This window comes from Bacillus cereus group sp. BfR-BA-01350, assembly GCF_022663775.1.
GTDB classification, from domain to species: Bacteria; Bacillota; Bacilli; order Bacillales; family Bacillaceae_G; genus Bacillus_A; species Bacillus_A paranthracis.
Genome location: NZ_JAKUGD010000006.1, coordinates 109,048 through 126,976, shown reverse-complemented (window position 1 = coordinate 126,976; position 17,929 = coordinate 109,048). Strand labels below are relative to the sequence as shown.

The window sequence follows — 17,929 nt, the reverse complement described above, 5'->3', positions numbered from 1 at the left end:
AGGTTCATTATGAGTAAACCGAAATATAATCGTGTCGTTTTAAAGCTGAGTGGAGAAGCTTTAGCTGGCGAGCAAGGATTTGGAATTAACCCAGCTGTTATTAAATCAGTTGCGGAACAAGTGAAAGAAATTGCAGAACTTGATGTAGAGGTTGCTGTTGTTGTTGGTGGCGGTAACATTTGGCGTGGGAAAATTGGAAGTGAGATGGGCATGGATCGTGCAGGAGCAGATTACATGGGCATGTTAGCGACAGTTATGAATTCATTAGCTCTTCAAGATAGCTTGGAGAATATCGGAATTCAAACTCGCGTACAAACTTCAATTGAGATGCGTCAAGTGGCAGAGCCTTACATTCGTCGTAAAGCAGTTCGTCACTTAGAGAAGAAACGTGTTGTTATCTTTGCAGCAGGTACAGGTAATCCATACTTCTCTACAGATACAACAGCAGCATTACGTGCAGCAGAAATTGAAGCGGACGTAATTTTAATGGCGAAAAACAATGTAGATGGCGTATATAATGCGGATCCATCTATTGACCCAACAGCTACGAAATACGAAACGCTTACTTACTTAGATGTATTAAAAGAAGGTTTAGGTGTAATGGATTCTACAGCTTCTTCTCTATGTATGGATAATGATATTCCATTAATTGTATTCTCAGTTATGGAAAAAGGTAATATTAAACGTGCCGTTTTAGGTGAAAATATCGGAACAGTTGTAAGGGGGAAATAAATATGGGACAACAAGTATTAAAGTCTTCAAATGAAAAAATGGAAAAAGCAGTTGCTGCTTATTCTCGTGAATTAGCAACAGTTCGTGCTGGCCGTGCAAGCGCGTCTGTATTAGATAAAGTACAAGTTGATTACTATGGTGCACCAACACCAGTTGTGCAATTAGCGAACATTACAGTTCCAGAAGCACGTTTACTTGTAATTCAACCTTATGATAAAACTTCTATCGGTGATATCGAAAAAGCAATTTTAAAAGCAGATTTAGGCTTAAACCCTTCTAATGACGGAACTGTAATTCGTATTGCATTCCCTGCATTAACAGAAGAGCGTCGTCGTGATCTTGTAAAAGTTGTGAAAAAATATGCTGAAGAAGCAAAAGTTGCTGTTCGTAACGTACGTCGTGACGGTAACGACGATCTTAAAAAGCTTGAAAAAGCTGGCGAGATTACAGAAGATGATTTAAGAGGATATACTGAAGATATCCAAAAAGAAACAGATAAATATATTGCAAAAGTTGACGAAATCGCAAAAAACAAAGAAAAAGAAATCATGGAAGTGTAATAGCGATACCTTCGCAAATATGACCCTCTTCTTAAGGGGGTCTTTTTACACTTTTAGGCATACGTCTGCTTGCTGGAGGGTATGAATGATGTTTAAAAACTTTCCTTTTTTTAAAGGTAAAAAGGACACATCGTTTGATCATCTCGTTGAAGAAGTAAAAAAAGGATATATCCCAGAACATATTGCGATCATTATGGATGGTAATGGAAGATGGGCGAAGAGGAGAGCAATGCCTCGTATTGCGGGACATCATGAAGGTATGCAAGTTGTAAAGAAAATTACAAAATTTGCAAGTAAACTTAATGTGAAAGTGTTAACTCTCTATGCTTTTTCGACTGAGAACTGGAAAAGACCGAAAAAGGAAGTTGATTATTTAATGAAGCTTCCTGAAGAATTTTTAGGTACATTTTTACCAGAATTGATTGAAGAAAACGTACAAGTCCGAGTAATAGGGCAACAAGATCGTCTTCCTACGCATACACGCAGAGCGATGGAGAAGGCCATGGAAGAAACGAAAGAGAATACGGGATTAATTCTTAATTTCGCGTTAAACTATGGAAGTCGAGATGAAATCGTTTCTGCTGTGCAACATATGATGAAAGATAGTGAGGAAGGAAAGGTTCGTGTTGAAGATGTAAGTGAAGAAATGCTTTCTTCCTACTTAATGACGAGTTCTTTACCTGACCCAGAGTTGTTAATCCGTACGAGCGGAGAGCTACGTATTAGTAATTTCATGTTATGGCAAATTGCATATTCGGAATTTTGGTTTACAGATGTGTATTGGCCAGATTTTACCGAGGAACATTTGCTAAATGCGATTACAGACTTTCAACATAGAGGGCGCAGATTCGGAGGCGTGTAGAAAGAGAGGGTTTGGTAGTGAAACAGAGAATTATTACTGGAGTGGTTGCTGCCGCGCTATTCATTCCCATCGTAATTTACGGTGGCGTGCCTTTTACGGTTTTAGTGTATGCACTTGCTTCTATAGGTTTATATGAATTAATTCGTATGAATAAGCTTACGCTTATTTCAGTACCAACAGTTTTAGCTGCATTATTATTATGGATTATTTTAATTCCAAGTAGTGCATCGGAACTGTTTACTTGGATTGGATTAGGTAAATTAGAAATCACATTTGTGATTGTTTTATTACTTTTATCATATACAGTCCTTTCTAAGAATACATTTACTTTTGACAATGCTTCATTTTTACTAATGGCAACAACATATGTTGCAATGGGATTCTTATATCTGAATGAAACGAGGATATTAGGAATTAAATATGTATTTTGTGCATTATTTGTTATATGGGCTACTGATTCAGGCGCATATTTCGTAGGAAAAGCATTAGGAAAAAGAAAATTATGGCCAGAAATTAGTCCAAACAAAACGATTGAAGGTTCATTAGGTGGTATCGTTTGTGGAATTATTGTGGCACTTGTTTACAACATGTTCTTCCCAGTTGAATCGAATGTATTGATTTTAATTGCGCTGACAATTATCATTTCTATTTTTGGACAAATTGGTGATTTAGTACAATCTGCTTTTAAGCGTCATTATGGCGTAAAAGATTCAGGTACAATTTTACCTGGGCATGGTGGTATATTAGATCGAACAGATAGTTGGTTATTCGTTTTACCAATTCTCTACTTCTTATTACAATATAATTAATGAATGAACGAGGGGTTGGAATCATGAAAAACATTAGTTTATTAGGTGCAAGCGGATCAATTGGTACACAAACTTTAGATGTATTACGCTCGCACCCAGACCAATTCCGTCTCGTTGCTTTTTCTGTAGGGAAAAATATTGACTACGCAGTAAAGGTCATTCAAGAATTTTCTCCACAAATTGTCTCTGTGCAAAGAGAGGAAGATGTTTTAAAATTACAAGCTGTTTCTGGTAATACAAAAATTGTATATGGTAGTGAAGGGCTTTTAGAAGTAGCATTACATCCAGATGCGGAGATTGTAGTAAACGCTGTTGTAGGTAGCGTAGGGTTGTTACCAACACTTCGTGCAATTGAGGCGAAAAAAACAATTGGAATTGCAAACAAAGAAACGTTAGTAACTGCAGGGCATCTTGTAATGGAAGCAGCGCGAAAACATAATGTTTCGTTACTTCCAGTAGACAGTGAACATTCAGCTATTTTTCAATGCTTGAATGGTGAAAATGAAAAAAGAATTTCTCGACTAATTATAACGGCTTCTGGTGGAAGTTTCCGTGATAAAACGAGAGATGAATTGCATCATGTGACCGTAGAAGATGCGCTTCGACATCCAAACTGGTCAATGGGTTCGAAAATTACAATTGATTCTGCTACAATGATGAATAAGGGGCTAGAAGTAATTGAAGCACATTGGCTTTTTGGTATCCCTTATGAGCAAATCGATGTTGTTTTACATAAAGAAAGTATTATTCATTCTATGGTTGAATTTGAAGATCGTAGTGTGATGGCACAGCTTGGCTCACCTGATATGCGAGTACCAATTCAATACGCGCTTACATATCCTGATCGATTACCTCTTTCAGACACAAAGCAGTTAAACTTATGGGAAATAGGAACGTTGCATTTTGAGAAGATGAACCAAGAGCGTTTCCGTTGCCTACGTTTTGCGTATGAAGCTGGAAAAGCAGGTGGAAGTATGCCAGCTGTAATGAATGCAGCGAATGAAGTAGCTGTTGAAGCTTTTTTACAAAAGAGAATTGGTTTCTTAACAGTGGAAGACCTCATTGAAAAAGCAATGAACCATCACAATGTCATTGCACGTCCGAGCTTAGAGGAAATTCTGGAAATTGATGCAGCCACAAGACGGTTTGTGATGGAACAAATTTAGCAAAGGTGGTATGGAATTGAATACAGCGATTGCCTTTATATTAATTTTCGGTGCACTCGTATTTTTCCATGAGCTAGGGCATCTATATTTCGCAAAAAGAGCAGGTATTTTATGCCGCGAGTTTGCGATTGGTTTTGGTCCGAAAATATTCTCATTTGAAAAGAATGAAACGGTGTATACGATTCGATTACTGCCCCTTGGTGGCTATGTAAGAATGGCTGGCGAGGATGCAGACACAGTTGAGTTAAAGCCTGGGAAAAAGGTTGGCCTTGTATTAAATGCAAAAGACGAAGTTGCAAAATTAGTTTTTGATGGATATGAAAAGTATCCCAATGTTCGCGTTATCGAAGTCGAACAAGCTGATTTAGAGCATAATTTAACAATTTCGGGTTATGAAGAGTACGAGGAAGAGCTTCAAACATTCCGAGTGAACGAGAAGGCTCGTATTATTACTGCCGGTGAAGAAATTCAAATTGCTCCGTATAATAGGCAGTTTGGCTCTAAGAAATTAGGACAACGTGCGTTAACAATCTTTGCGGGCCCTGCAATGAACTTCATTTTAGCATTTGTTATTTTTGTGATTCTTGGATTTGTACAAGGTGTTCCTGTTGACAAACCAATGGTCGGAAAAGTGATGGAGAATAGTGCAGCAGAGCAAGCTGGATTAAAAGAAAATGATACAATTCAAGCTATTGATGGGAAAAACACAAGTACATGGAAAGATGTTGTTACCATTGTACGTGAAAATCCAAATAAAGAAATTACGTTACAAGTAAAGCGTGATAGTGAACAGTTTAATGTGAAAGTAACGCCAACGCTTGATAAAGAAGGTAAAGAAGAAGTTGGTAGAATTGGTGTTTACTCTCCTGTAGAGAAAACAGTGATGGGTTCTATTAAATCAGGTTTTGAACAAACATACCAATGGACGAAACTAATTTTTGAGTCTCTTGTGAAATTAGTAACTGGTCAATTCTCTATTAATGAGTTGTCAGGTCCAGTAGGAATTTATAATCTAACAGATCAAGTTGTAGATTATGGATTTACGCGTGTTTTAAGTTTAGCAGCCGTTTTAAGTATTAACCTTGGTTTATTTAATTTACTACCAGTTCCTGCTTTAGACGGTGGACGTTTGTTCTTCTTCTTAATTGAGGCATTGCGTGGGAAACCAATTGATCGCCAAAAAGAAGGAATGGTTCACTTTATTGGTTTTGCATTATTAATGTTACTTATGTTAGTTGTAACTTGGAATGACATTCGTAAGTTTTTCTTGTAAAATAAAGTGAAACTTATAATGAAATAGAGCTCGTAGAATAAAATCCCTCACCTAACTCGAGGTGAGGGGTTTTCCTGCGTGTAAGAGTAAAATGAAGAGGTGCGAATAAATGAAACAAAGTATGGTATTCAGTCCTACATTACGTGAAGTTCCAGCTGATGCGGAGATTAAGAGTCATCAGTTATTACTTCGTGCAGGTTTTATGCGTCAAAATGCTTCTGGTATTTATAGTTTTCTACCATTTGGATTAAAAGTACTACACAAAGTAGAACGTATCGTTCGAGAAGAGATGGAGCGCGCAGGTGCCGTAGAATTATTAATGCCAGCGATGCAAGCTGCAGAATTATGGCAAGAGTCAGGTCGTTGGTATTCTTACGGATCTGAATTAATGCGTATGAAAGATCGTAACGCTCGTGAATTTGCATTAGGAGCGACACATGAAGAAGTAATTACAGATCTTGTACGTGATGAAGTGAAATCGTATAAAAAATTACCGTTAACATTATATCAAATTCAAACAAAATTCCGTGATGAACAAAGACCTCGTTTCGGTTTATTACGTGGAAGAGAGTTTCTAATGAAAGATGCATACTCTTTCCATGCTACGCAAGAGAGCTTAGATGAAGTGTACGATCGCTTATACAAAGCATACTCTAACATCTTTGCTCGTTGTGGCTTGAATTACCGTGCGGTTATTGCTGATTCTGGAGCAATGGGTGGAAAAGATACACATGAATTTATGGTATTATCTGATGTTGGTGAAGATACAATTGCATACTCTGATACATCTGATTATGCAGCGAACATCGAAATGGCTCCTGTTGTAGCTACGTATACGAAGAGTGACGAAGCAGAAAAAGAGCTTGAAAAAGTAGCAACACCAGACCAAAAAGCAATTGAAGAAGTATCTGCATTCTTAAACATCGAAGCTGACAAGTGCATTAAGTCTATGGTATTTAAAGTAGATGAGAAATTAGTAGTGGTACTTGTTCGTGGTGATCATGAAGTAAATGATGTAAAAGTGAAAAATGTATACGGTGCTTCAGTTGTTGAGCTTGCCTCTCATGAAGAAGTAAAAGAATTATTAAATTGTGAAGTTGGTTCATTAGGACCGATTGGTGTAAATGGTGATATCGAAATTATCGCTGATCACGCTGTAGCATCAATTGTCAACGGATGTTCAGGAGCGAACGAAGAAGGATTCCATTATGTAAATGTAAATCCAGAACGTGACTTTAAAGTAAGTCAATATACGGATTTACGCTTCATTCAAGAAGGAGACCAATCTCCAGACGGAAACGGGACAATTCTTTTCGCACGCGGAATTGAAGTTGGTCATGTATTCAAATTAGGAACTCGTTATAGTGAAGCAATGAACGCAACATTCCTAGATGAAAACGGAAAAACACAACCACTTATTATGGGTTGTTACGGCATTGGTGTGTCTCGTACAGTGGCAGCAATTGCAGAGCAGTTTAATGATGAGAACGGTTTAGTTTGGCCAAAAGCTGTAGCACCGTTCCATGTGCATGTAATTCCAGTGAATATGAAATCTGATGCACAACGTGAAATGGGTGAAAACATCTACCACTCATTACAAGAGCAAGGATATGAAGTATTACTAGATGATCGTGCAGAACGTGCAGGTGTTAAATTTGCTGATGCTGATTTATTCGGCCTTCCAGTTCGCGTGACAGTTGGTAAAAAAGCAGACGAAGGTATTGTAGAAGTGAAAGTACGTGCTACAGGTGAGTCTGAAGAAGTAAAAGTAGAAGAACTTCAAACATATATTGCTAATATTTTAAAATAGGAAGAGGTACCTCGTAATGAGGTACCTTCTCTTTCTTTGTAAACGTATTTTGTAAAAGAAGAAGGGAGAAATCTTTCTTTGTAGTACGTTTCAATTTATAATAGCAAATGGAAGGAGAGTGCTTATGTCTTTAACAAATGAACAAAAAGAGCGATTTCAAATTTTGCTCCAGCAGTTGCAAATACCAGACGACCTTATAAATCAATATTTACAAGGCGGTGGTATTGAAAGGCTCGTTATCGATAAAGCGAATAAAAGTTGGCATTTTAATTTACAAGTGCCACGTATTTTGCCTACAGAATTATATGAATTGCTAGAAACAAAGCTTAAGCAATCATTTTCTCATATTGCAAGAACAACATTTGCATTAGAAACAGAGAATAAACAATTTACTGAAGAAGAAGTGAGGGCGTATTGGCCACTTTGTACGGAACGAATTACATTTTCACCTATGTTTGCTTATTTAAAGAAGCAGCTTCCGCAGGTCAATGGAGTGAAGTTACTTATAAATGTGAATAATGAGCTGGAATCTACTGCTTTAAAGAAAAACGTTGCAAAACCAGTAGGGGATCAATACGAGGCTTTCGGATTCCCGCGTTTCCAGTTAGACACACATATACAGCAAAATACAGAAGAAATGCAAAAGTTTCGTGAGCAAACGCAACAAGAAGACCGTGAGCGTGTTATACAAGCTATGGAAGAAATGGCAAAGAAGCAAGCTGAAGAAAGCAGCGTTGTGCATGAAGGACCGATTACACTTGGGTATCTTATTAAGCCAGATGAAGAGATTACACCGATGCGAGAAATTCAAGATGAAGAAAGAAGAAAAACAGTTCAAGGATATGTCTTCCATGTGGAAACAAAAGAACTTCGTAGTGGACGTACGTTATTAACTTTAAAAATAACGGATTATACAGATTCTATTATGATCAAAATGTTCTCACGTGATAAAGAAGATATTCCAATGCTACAATCCTTGAAAAAAGGAATGTGGGTGAAGGCTCGTGGTTCTGTCCAAAATGATACATTTGTTCGAGATTTAGTAATGATTGCAAATGATATTAATGAAATAACAGGACCGTCTCGTAAAGATAAAGCACCAGAAGGTGAAAAAAGAGTAGAGCTTCATCTTCATACTCCAATGAGTCAAATGGATGCTGTTACTCCAGTTTCTAAGCTTGTTGCTCAAGCTGGTAAATGGGGACATGAGGCTATTGCGGTTACAGACCATGCTGTGGCTCAGTCGTTCCCGGAAGCATATTCTGCGGGGAAAAAGGCTGGAGTTAAAGTTATATATGGTGTGGAAGCAAACTTAGTGAATGACGGAGTACCAATTGCTTATAATGAAGAACATCGTTTACTGGCTGATGAAACATATGTTGTTTTTGACGTTGAGACGACAGGTTTATCAGCTGTGTATGATACAGTTATTGAGTTAGCTGCCGTAAAAGTAAAAGGTGGCGAAATTATTGACCGCTTTGAATCTTTTGCAAATCCACATCAACCATTATCGGCAACAATCATTGAGTTAACAGGTATTACAGATGATATGTTGACCGACGCACCAGAAGTAGACGAAGTGTTTAAAAAGTTTGAGGAATGGATGGGTGACCATACACTTGTTGCTCATAACGCAAGTTTCGATATGGGCTTTATTAATGTAGGATTCAAAAAAGCTGGTTTAGAAAAAACGAAAAATCCGGTAATAGATACGTTAGAGCTTGCAAGATTCTTATTCCCAGAAATGAAAAATCATCGTTTAAATACGTTATGTAAAAAGATGGACATTGAATTAACTCAGCATCACCGTGCGATTTATGATACAGAAGCAACGGGATATTTACTAGTGAAAATGTTAAAAGATGTAATTGAAAAAGGTTTTGAATATCACGATCAATTAAACGATAGTATGGGACAAGGGGATGCATATAAGCGCGGGCGTCCAAGTCATATGACATTACTTGCTACATCGGATGTTGGATTGAAAAATTTATATAAACTTGTTTCATATTCTCATCTAAATTACTTTTACCGTGTACCACGAGTACCAAGATCACTATTAAAAAAATATCGTGAAGGTATTCTAGTAGGAACAGCTTGTGATAAAGGTGAAGTATTTGAGGCAATGATGCAAAAAGCTCCTGAAGAGGTAGAAGAAATTGCGCAGTTCTACGATTACATTGAAGTAATGCCACCAGAAGTGCTACGTCATTTAGTAGAGCGTGAACTTGTTCGGGATGAGGGGCAATTAAAAACAATTATTTCGAACTTAGTAAAACTAGGTGAGACGTTAGATAAACCAGTTGTTGCTACTGGAAACGTGCATTACTTAGATCCAGAAGATGCAATGTATCGCAAAATTTTAGTTAGTTCGCAGGGCGGAGCCAATCCGTTAAACCGACATTCATTACCACCTGTACATTTCCGTACAACCGATGAAATGTTAGAGTGTTTCTCATTCTTAGGTGAAGACGTAGCGAAAGAAATTGTCGTAACGAATACACAAAAGATTGCATCATTAATTGGCGATGTTCATCCAGTAAAAGATGATCTATACACACCGAAAATTGAAGGTGCAGATGATGAAACGCGTGATATGAGTTATAAAATGGCGCGTAGCATTTATGGTGAAGAGTTACCTGAAATTGTAGAAGCGCGTTTAGAAAAAGAATTAAAAAGTATCATCGGGCATGGATTCGCCGTAATTTATTTAATTTCACATAAGCTTGTGAAAAAATCGTTAGTAGATGGATATCTAGTAGGTTCGCGTGGATCGGTAGGTTCATCATTCGTTGCAACGATGATGGAAATTACAGAAGTAAATCCATTACCACCACACTATGTATGTCCGAAATGTAAGCAATCAGAATTCTTTAATGATGGTTCTGTAGGTTCTGGTTTTGACTTACCGGATAAAGAATGTCCAACTTGTAATATTCCATATGTAAAAGATGGACATGACATTCCGTTCGAAACGTTCCTTGGATTTAAAGGAGATAAGGTACCCGATATCGATTTGAATTTCTCCGGGGAATACCAACCACGTGCCCATAACTATACGAAAGTACTATTCGGTGAAGATTATGTATATCGTGCAGGAACGATTGGTACAGTTGCGGAAAAAACTGCTTATGGATATGTAAAAGGTTATGCAAATGATCATAACTTAACGATTCGAAATGCAGAAATTGACCGCTTAGTAGCAGGATGTACCGGTGTAAAACGTACAACAGGGCAGCATCCAGGTGGTATTATCGTTGTGCCAGATTATATGGACATTTTTGATTTCTCACCGATACAGTATCCAGCAGATTCAATAGGTGCTGAGTGGAGAACGACACACTTTGACTTCCACTCTATTCATGATAATTTATTGAAGCTTGATATACTAGGACACGATGATCCGACAGTTATTCGTATGTTACAAGATTTAAGTGGTATTGATCCGAAAACAATCCCAACGGATGATCCAGAAGTAATGAAAATTTTCTCAGGGCCAGAATCGTTAGGCGTAACGGAAGAACAAATTAACTGTAAAACAGGTACACTTGGTATACCAGAGTTTGGTACGAAATTCGTAAGACAGATGTTAGAAGAGACGAAACCGACGACATTCTCAGAGTTAGTCCAAATTTCTGGATTATCACATGGTACGGACGTATGGCTTGGTAATGCAAACGAGTTAATTTATAACGGTACATGTACGCTGAGTGAAGTTATCGGTTGTCGTGATGACATCATGGTATATTTAATCTATCAAGGTTTAGACCCATCATTAGCCTTCAAAATCATGGAGTCAGTACGTAAAGGTAAAGGTGTACCAGAAGAATGGGAAGAGGACATGAAAAGTAATAATGTACCAGGTTGGTACATTGATTCATGTAAGAAGATTAAGTACATGTTCCCGAAAGCCCATGCGGCTGCTTACGTACTTATGGCCGTGCGTATCGCATACTTTAAAGTGCATTTCGCGCTTTTATTCTATGCGGCATACTTTACGGTTCGTGCAGATGACTTTGACGTAGAAGCGATGGCAAAAGGTTCAGCATCTATACGTGCAAGAATTGATGAAATTGCGCAAAAAGGTTTAGATGCAGCACCGAAAGAGAAGAGTTTATTGACTGTACTAGAAATGACACTTGAAATGTGTGAGCGTGGATACTCATTCCAAAAGGTGGATTTATATCGCTCACATGCAACAGACTTTATTATTGATGGAGACTCATTAATCCCTCCATTTAATGCGGTGCCTGGTCTTGGTACAAACGCAGCTTTAAGTATTGTGGAAGCACGTAAAAATGGAGAATTCTTATCAAAAGAAGACTTGCAGCAGCGTAGTAAGGTTTCGAAAACAATTATTGAGTATTTAGATAGTCAAGGTTGTTTAGGTGATTTGCCGGATCAAAACCAGTTATCGCTGTTCTGATAGGTAGGAAAAGTCTTTGCAAATCAACATTTGGTATGGTATACTATTAACCGAGATAACCATGTCATGTATATTGTGTGAAAAGAAGAGTGGGGAAACCCACTCTTTCGTGTTACTATCTACATTTTATTGATGTGGAGAGGTAAGAAATTTCTGTCGTATATACATATTTTGTTACAAGTTTTACTTCTTAAATTTGGTAATACTAAGACAGATATTCCCTGCTTAACGGCAGGGGCTTTTGTTAGCTAACGAGAAAGAATAAGATAGACCGTTCTATGGACGGGGTCTTTTCTTGTGAATGGTACATGGCGGCAGGAAGGAGGCTGTTTATGGATAAGAAAGTCACAGAAGTTGTAGAAGCATTTGCGCAGCCAATCGTTGAAGAGTTAAATCTTGAACTTGTAGATGTAGAGTATGTGAAAGAAGGACAAGACTGGTTCTTACGCGTATTCATCGATTCTGAAAAGGGAGTCGACATTGAAGAATGCGGTGCGGTGAGTGAACGTTTAAGCGAAGCTTTAGATAAAGAGGATCCAATTCCTCATCTTTACTTTTTGGATGTGTCATCTCCTGGAGCAGAACGTCCATTAAAGAAAGAGAAAGACTTCCAGCAAGCGGTAGGAAAACAAGTGGCAATTAAAACATATGAGCCGATTGATGGTGAAAAGATGTTTGAAGGAAAAATGCTTTCCTACGATGGTACTACAATTACACTATTATTAACAATTAAAACACGTAAAAAAGAAATCCAAATTCCAATGGACAAAGTTGCAAATGCGCGACTTGCTGTTACGTTTTAGTTAGAAGGGGGATCTTCATGAGCACTGAGTTGTTAGATGCCTTGCTCGTATTAGAGTCAGAAAAAGGAATTAGCAAAGATATTATTATTGATGCGATTGAAGCAGCGTTAATCTCTGCTTATAAACGCAATTTTAACCAAGCACAAAACGTTCGTGTGAGCTTTAACCCACAAGTGGGAACAATCCAAGTTTTAGCACGTAAAGACGTTGTTGATAATGTGTTTGATCCACGTCTTGAAATTTCTGTTGAAGAAGCAAGACAAATTAATCCAAACTATCAAGATGGTGACGTACTAGAAATTGAAGTAACACCAAAAGATTTCGGTCGTATTGCAGCACAAACTGCAAAACAAGTTGTAACACAACGAGTGCGTGAAGCTGAGCGTGGTGTTATTTACTCTGAGTTTAGTGACCGTGAAGAAGATATCATGGTTGGTATCGTACAACGTCAAGATGCTCGTTTCATTTATGTAAGCTTAGGAAAAGTAGAAGCTTTATTACCTGTAAGTGAGCAAATGCCAAACGAACAATACAAACCACATGATCGTATTCGCGTATTCATTACGAAAGTAGAAAAAACAACAAAAGGACCGCAAATTTACGTATCACGTACACATCCTGGTCTTTTAAAACGTTTATTCGAAATGGAAGTTCCTGAAATTTATGATGGAACGGTTGAAATTCGTTCTGTAGCACGTGAAGCAGGAGATCGTTCTAAAATCTCTGTACATGCAGAGAACATTGATGTTGATCCAGTAGGTTCTTGTGTAGGACCGAAAGGACAACGTGTACAACGCATTGTAGACGAACTAAAAGGTGAAAAGATTGACATCGTTCGCTGGTCAAATGATCCAGTAGAATATGTTGCCAATGCTTTAAGCCCATCACAAGTTGTGAAAGTACTTGTAGATGAAGAAGAAAAAGCAACAACTGTTGTTGTTCCAGACCACCAACTGTCATTAGCTATCGGTAAACGTGGACAAAATGCACGTCTTGCAGCTAAATTAACAGGTTGGAAAATTGATATTAAGAGTGAGTCTGATGCGAAACAACTTGGTATTGTAACAGAAGAAGATAGCGTAGTCGCATTCGGATTCGATTCTGTTGAAGACGAAATCGAATAGAGGTGATGAGTATGAGCAATCGAAAAGTTCCGTTACGAAAATGTGTTGCAACGCAAGAAATGAAATCAAAACGAGAGCTCGTTCGCATTGTTCGTTCCAAAGAGGGAGAAGTGTCTATTGATTTAACTGGAAAGAAATCAGGACGAGGTGCTTATTTATCAAAAGATAAAGAAAGCATTCTTCAAGCTCAAAAGAAAAATGTTTTGGAACATCATCTAAAAGCGAAAATCGACAGTTCTCTTTATGAAGAGCTTCTTGAGCTTGTTGAGAAGGAGTCGAAATAAGTGTCCGATTGGAAATCGTTTTTAGGACTAGCAAACCGGGCTCGAAAAATTATTTCGGGTGAAGAACTCGTTTTAAAGGAAGTACGAAGTGGCAAGGCAAAACTTGTGTTGCTCTCTGAGGATGCGTCAGTAAATACTACAAAGCGTATCACGGATAAAACGACGTACTACAACGTACCAATGAGAAAGGTCGAAAATCGACAACAATTAGGGCATGCGATTGGGAGAGATGAGCGAGTCGTTGTAGCTGTGTTAGATGAAGGCTTTGCGAAAAAGCTGCGTAGCATGCTCGATACAAATTACCGGGGGTGAAGGTATGAGTAAAATTCGAGTGCATGAATATGCGAAAAAACATAATATCTCAAGTAAAGATCTTATGACAAAACTAAAAGAAATGAATATCGAGGTTTCGAATCATATGACAATGTTAGACGATGAAGTAGTAAACAAATTAGATAATGAGTATCAAGCTGAAAAACCTTCTGTTGCAGATGAGTTTGAAGTAGAAGAAAAAGTTGTTCGTAGTAAAAAGAACAGCAATAAGAAAAAGAAAAAAGGCAAAGGAAACGAAGACAAGCGTCAAGAGAACTTTGCTGGAAGACAACAAACACAAACTGTAGAAACACCAGATAAAATTACTTTCTCTGGAAGCCTTACAGTAGGTGACCTTGCTAAGAAATTAAGCAAAGAGCCATCTGAAATTATTAAAAAGCTCTTCATGCTTGGAATTATGGCGACAATTAACCAAGACTTAGATAAAGATACAATTGAGTTAATTGCTAACGACTACGGTATTGAAGTAGAAGAAGAAGTAATTGTTAGCGAGACTGAGTTTGAAACATTCATCGATGAGCAAGATGATGAAGAGAACTTAAAAGAGCGTCCAGCTGTAGTTACAATCATGGGACACGTTGACCATGGTAAAACAACATTACTTGACTCTATCCGTAACTCTAAAGTAACTGCTGGCGAAGCAGGTGGAATTACTCAGCACATTGGTGCATACCAAGTTGAAGTAAATGACAAGAAGATTACATTCTTAGACACACCTGGTCATGCGGCGTTTACAACGATGCGTGCTCGTGGTGCACAAGTAACGGATATTACAATCCTTGTTGTTGCAGCTGATGACGGTGTTATGCCACAAACAGTTGAAGCAATTAACCATGCGAAAGCAGCAGGAGTACCAATTATTGTTGCTGTGAATAAAATGGATAAACCAGCTGCGAATCCTGATCGCGTAATGCAAGAACTAACAGAATATGAATTAGTTCCAGAAGCATGGGGTGGAGATACAATCTTCGTACCAATCTCAGCGATTCAAGGCGAAGGAATTGACAACTTACTAGAAATGATTCTTCTTGTGAGTGAAGTAGAAGAATATAAAGCAAATCCAAACCGCTATGCAACTGGTACTGTAATTGAAGCACAGCTTGATAAAGGTAAAGGAACTATCGCGACATTACTTGTTCAAAACGGTACGCTTCGAGTTGGAGACCCAATCGTTGTTGGTACTTCATTCGGACGTGTTCGTGCAATGGTAAGTGATATTGGTCGTCGTGTAAAAGTTGCTGGTCCATCAACTCCTGTTGAAATTACAGGTTTAAACGAAGTACCACAAGCGGGAGATCGTTTCATGGCATTCGCTGATGAGAAGAAAGCTCGTCAAATCGGTGAATCACGTGCACAGGAAGCGTTACTTGCTCAACGTGGTGAAAAATCTAAATTAAGCCTTGAAGATTTATTCCAACAAATCCAAGAGGGCGATGTAAAAGAAATTAACTTAATTGTGAAAGCAGACGTACAAGGTTCTGTAGAAGCAATGGCAGCATCACTTCGTAAAATTGATGTTGAAGGTGTTAAAGTTAAAATTATCCATACAGGCGTAGGTGCGATTACAGAATCTGATATCATTTTAGCTTCTGCATCTAATGCAATTGTAATTGGATTTAACGTACGCCCAGATGTGAATGCGAAGCGTACAGCTGAATTAGAGAACGTTGATATTCGTTTACACCGTATTATTTATAAAGTAATCGAAGAGATCGAAGCAGCGATGCAAGGTATGTTAGATCCAGAATTCGAAGAAAAAGTAATCGGTCAAGCAGAAGTACGTCAAACGTTTAAAGTAACAAAAGTTGGAACAATCGCAGGTTGTTACGTAACAGACGGTAAAATTACACGTGATAGTGGCGTGCGTATTATCCGTGATGGTGTAGTAATTTTCGAAGGACAACTTGATACGTTAAAACGTTTCAAAGACGACGTAAAAGAAGTTGCACAAAACTATGAGTGTGGTATTACAATTGAGAGATATAATGATCTTAAAGAAGGGGACATTATTGAAGCATACATTATGGAAGAAGTGAAGCGATGATAATCGCTTCACTCTCATTCGAGTGTATGATTTACGATGTGCATTCTTTAAAAGAGAAACGAGCAATTTTACAACGGGTGCTAACTCGAGTGAAGCAACGTTATAACGTAGCTGTTTCAGAAGTAGGGCATCAAGATGTATGGCAACGTACGGAAATTGCAATTGTTTCTGTATCCTCTAATCGTGTTATTTGTGAAAAAGAAATGAATCGTGTACTTGAGTACATCGATTCATTTCCTGAAATTGAACGTACGATAACACAATTGGAATGGTATTGAATGAGGTGAAGAGTTATGAAATTACGTGCAAACCGTGTAGGCGAGCAAATGAAAAAAGAGTTAGGCGACATCATCAGTCGTAAAATTAAAGATCCACGTGTCGGATTTGTTACTGTAACAGATGTACAAGTGAGTGGAGATTTACAAATTGCTACAGTGTATATTTCTGTTTTAGGTGATGAAGAACAGAAAGAAAATACACTAAAAGGTTTAGCGAAGGCAAAAGGCTTCATTCGTTCAGAAATTGGCCAACGTATTCGTCTTCGTAAAACGCCTGAAATTTCCTTTGAATTTGATGAGTCTATCGGATATGGTCATCGAATTGATACACTTTTACATCAAATTAATAAAGACGGTAAACGTGAAGAATAATGGATAGACATTTGTCTATCCATTTTTTCAATGTAAAATAAGTTTTAGGTAATGATTATGAAAGAATTACGATGAGGTGAACATATATGGAAGGTGTAGTATTATTACATAAGCCAAAAGGCATGACATCACACGATTGTGTATTTAAATTAAGAAAGATATTGCGTGAAAAACGAATTGGTCATACAGGAACATTAGATCCAGATGTAACAGGAGTATTGCCTATTTGTGTTGGGAGAGCAACGAAGATTGCACAATTTTTAACAAGTGAGACGAAAACATATGAAGGTGAAGTAACACTTGGATTTTCAACAACAACTGAAGATGCTTCTGGTGAAGTTGTGGAAACGAAACATGTAGATCGTGTTATTACTCGTAAGGAAGTAGAAGAGGCTCTTGCTGCATTAACAGGTACGATTGAACAAATGCCTCCGATGTTTTCGGCTGTAAAAGTTAACGGGAAAAAATTATATGAATATGCAAGAGCAGGACAAGAAGTTGAACGTCCAGTTCGTACAATTACAATTCATGAATTTGTATTACTAGATGACCGTGAAGTGTTTGAGGGAGAAACTATTTCATTCCGTTTCCGTGTAACGTGTAGTAAAGGAACATATGTAAGAACGTTAGCCGTAATGATTGGGGAAAAACTTGGTTTTCCATCACATATGTCTCACCTTGTAAGAACGGCTTCTGGTGAATTTTTATTAGAGGATTGCATATCATTTGAAGAAATTGAGGAAAACGTGCAAAATGGAACAGTAGAGTCTATCTTCATTTCAATTGATGAAGCATTAAGTAAATTCCCAAAAATGGTTGTAGATGAAAAGCAAGCAGAAAAAATAAAGAATGGTATGTTCTTAAAAAATGAATTGCAAATAACGGCGCCGTTTATAACAGTGTTTGATAAAAACGATCGCTGCCTTGCAATTTATGAGCACCATCCAAAGCACCCAGGTATGCTAAAGCCGATGAAAGTACTTGTGAATAATCAAGAACTAAAGCTATAATGAATTATTGGAAGGATTATTACAGAAAAAGGTGAATTCAAGC

Annotated in this window: 16 protein-coding genes; all 16 read left to right on the top strand. The window is 37.8% G+C overall.

Going from position 1 to position 17,929, the window contains the following annotated elements; genetic code table 11:
• The first annotated feature begins 9 nt into the window (after positions 1-9).
• The 16 genes from pyrH (at position 10) to truB (ending at position 17,886) form a co-directional block, all read left to right on the top strand.
• The gene (gene pyrH, locus MR147_RS15340; RefSeq protein ID WP_000042663.1) at positions 10-732 is read left to right on the top strand and encodes a UMP kinase; all 723 of its coding nucleotides are present in this window, start codon (positions 10-12) and stop codon (positions 730-732) included.
• A 2-nt stretch (positions 733-734) separates the two neighbouring features.
• Positions 735-1,292, top strand: a complete 558-nt coding sequence (gene frr / locus MR147_RS15335; RefSeq protein ID WP_000531503.1) for a ribosome recycling factor — start codon at positions 735-737, stop codon at positions 1,290-1,292.
• 85 nt (positions 1,293-1,377) lie between these two features.
• Positions 1,378-2,154 carry an isoprenyl transferase gene (uppS, locus tag MR147_RS15330; RefSeq protein WP_000971301.1) on the top strand — a complete coding sequence of 259 codons (777 nt, stop codon included), beginning with the start codon at positions 1,378-1,380 and terminating at the stop codon, positions 2,152-2,154.
• Positions 2,155-2,171: 17 nt separating this feature from the next.
• Positions 2,172-2,963, top strand: coding sequence for a phosphatidate cytidylyltransferase (gene cdsA / locus MR147_RS15325; protein WP_000813581.1), 792 nt, complete (start codon positions 2,172-2,174; stop codon positions 2,961-2,963).
• 23 nt (positions 2,964-2,986) lie between these two features.
• Entirely contained in the window at positions 2,987-4,129 is a 1,143-nt protein-coding gene (gene dxr / locus MR147_RS15320) for a 1-deoxy-D-xylulose-5-phosphate reductoisomerase (RefSeq protein ID WP_000790359.1), read from the top strand.
• Between the two features lie 16 nt (positions 4,130-4,145).
• Positions 4,146-5,402 (top strand): RIP metalloprotease RseP, encoded by a 1,257-nt coding sequence (rseP, locus tag MR147_RS15315; protein WP_001090229.1) that lies wholly within the window; start codon positions 4,146-4,148, stop codon positions 5,400-5,402.
• A gap of 109 nt (positions 5,403-5,511) precedes the next feature.
• A complete protein-coding gene (locus MR147_RS15310; RefSeq protein WP_242304502.1) occupies positions 5,512-7,212 on the top strand; it encodes a proline--tRNA ligase in 1,701 nt (566 codons plus the stop codon).
• Between the two features lie 124 nt (positions 7,213-7,336).
• Positions 7,337-11,638: a PolC-type DNA polymerase III gene (locus MR147_RS15305; protein ID WP_000059985.1), complete on the top strand. Its 4,302-nt coding sequence runs from the start codon at positions 7,337-7,339 to the stop codon at positions 11,636-11,638.
• Positions 11,639-11,970: 332 nt separating this feature from the next.
• Complete coding sequence (rimP, locus tag MR147_RS15300; protein WP_000359097.1) at positions 11,971-12,441, top strand: ribosome maturation factor RimP; 471 nt, start codon at positions 11,971-11,973, stop codon at positions 12,439-12,441.
• Between the two features lie 17 nt (positions 12,442-12,458).
• Positions 12,459-13,565 (top strand): transcription termination factor NusA, encoded by a 1,107-nt coding sequence (gene nusA / locus MR147_RS15295; protein WP_000102609.1) that lies wholly within the window; start codon positions 12,459-12,461, stop codon positions 13,563-13,565.
• An 11-nt stretch (positions 13,566-13,576) separates the two neighbouring features.
• A complete protein-coding gene (gene rnpM / locus MR147_RS15290) occupies positions 13,577-13,849 on the top strand; it encodes an RNase P modulator RnpM (protein ID WP_000071128.1) in 273 nt (90 codons plus the stop codon).
• Positions 13,850-14,161: a YlxQ family RNA-binding protein gene (locus tag MR147_RS15285; RefSeq protein ID WP_001286523.1), complete on the top strand. Its 312-nt coding sequence runs from the start codon at positions 13,850-13,852 to the stop codon at positions 14,159-14,161.
• Between the two features lie 4 nt (positions 14,162-14,165).
• A complete protein-coding gene (gene infB / locus MR147_RS15280; protein WP_000036341.1) occupies positions 14,166-16,226 on the top strand; it encodes a translation initiation factor IF-2 in 2,061 nt (686 codons plus the stop codon).
• Positions 16,223-16,504 carry a DUF503 domain-containing protein gene (locus MR147_RS15275; RefSeq protein WP_000582364.1) on the top strand — a complete coding sequence of 94 codons (282 nt, stop codon included), beginning with the start codon at positions 16,223-16,225 and terminating at the stop codon, positions 16,502-16,504. The genes infB and MR147_RS15275 overlap by 4 nt, the downstream gene beginning before the upstream one ends.
• Positions 16,505-16,519: 15 nt before the next feature.
• Positions 16,520-16,876 (top strand): 30S ribosome-binding factor RbfA, encoded by a 357-nt coding sequence (gene rbfA, locus MR147_RS15270; RefSeq protein ID WP_000776442.1) that lies wholly within the window; start codon positions 16,520-16,522, stop codon positions 16,874-16,876.
• A gap of 86 nt (positions 16,877-16,962) precedes the next feature.
• Positions 16,963-17,886: a tRNA pseudouridine(55) synthase TruB gene (gene truB / locus MR147_RS15265; protein ID WP_074606242.1), complete on the top strand. Its 924-nt coding sequence runs from the start codon at positions 16,963-16,965 to the stop codon at positions 17,884-17,886.
• Positions 17,887-17,929: the final 43 nt, after the last annotated feature.

What these genes read in the sequence shown, in the direction of transcription:
- MR147_RS15275 (WP_000582364.1), top strand. Translation starts at nt 16,223, where the DNA reads ATGATAATCGCTTCACTCTCATTCGAGTGTATGATTTACGATGTGCAT.
- MR147_RS15305 (WP_000059985.1), top strand. Translation starts at nt 7,337, where the DNA reads ATGTCTTTAACAAATGAACAAAAAGAGCGATTTCAAATTTTGCTCCAG.
- pyrH (WP_000042663.1), top strand. Translation starts at nt 10, where the DNA reads ATGAGTAAACCGAAATATAATCGTGTCGTTTTAAAGCTGAGTGGAGAA.
- rnpM (WP_000071128.1), top strand. Translation starts at nt 13,577, where the DNA reads ATGAGCAATCGAAAAGTTCCGTTACGAAAATGTGTTGCAACGCAAGAA.
- truB (WP_074606242.1), top strand. Translation starts at nt 16,963, where the DNA reads ATGGAAGGTGTAGTATTATTACATAAGCCAAAAGGCATGACATCACAC.
- dxr (WP_000790359.1), top strand. Translation starts at nt 2,987, where the DNA reads ATGAAAAACATTAGTTTATTAGGTGCAAGCGGATCAATTGGTACACAA.
- frr (WP_000531503.1), top strand. Translation starts at nt 735, where the DNA reads ATGGGACAACAAGTATTAAAGTCTTCAAATGAAAAAATGGAAAAAGCA.
- infB (WP_000036341.1), top strand. Translation starts at nt 14,166, where the DNA reads ATGAGTAAAATTCGAGTGCATGAATATGCGAAAAAACATAATATCTCA.
- nusA (WP_000102609.1), top strand. Translation starts at nt 12,459, where the DNA reads ATGAGCACTGAGTTGTTAGATGCCTTGCTCGTATTAGAGTCAGAAAAA.
- MR147_RS15310 (WP_242304502.1), top strand. Translation starts at nt 5,512, where the DNA reads ATGAAACAAAGTATGGTATTCAGTCCTACATTACGTGAAGTTCCAGCT.
- uppS (WP_000971301.1), top strand. Translation starts at nt 1,378, where the DNA reads ATGATGTTTAAAAACTTTCCTTTTTTTAAAGGTAAAAAGGACACATCG.
- rimP (WP_000359097.1), top strand. Translation starts at nt 11,971, where the DNA reads ATGGATAAGAAAGTCACAGAAGTTGTAGAAGCATTTGCGCAGCCAATC.
- rbfA (WP_000776442.1), top strand. Translation starts at nt 16,520, where the DNA reads ATGAAATTACGTGCAAACCGTGTAGGCGAGCAAATGAAAAAAGAGTTA.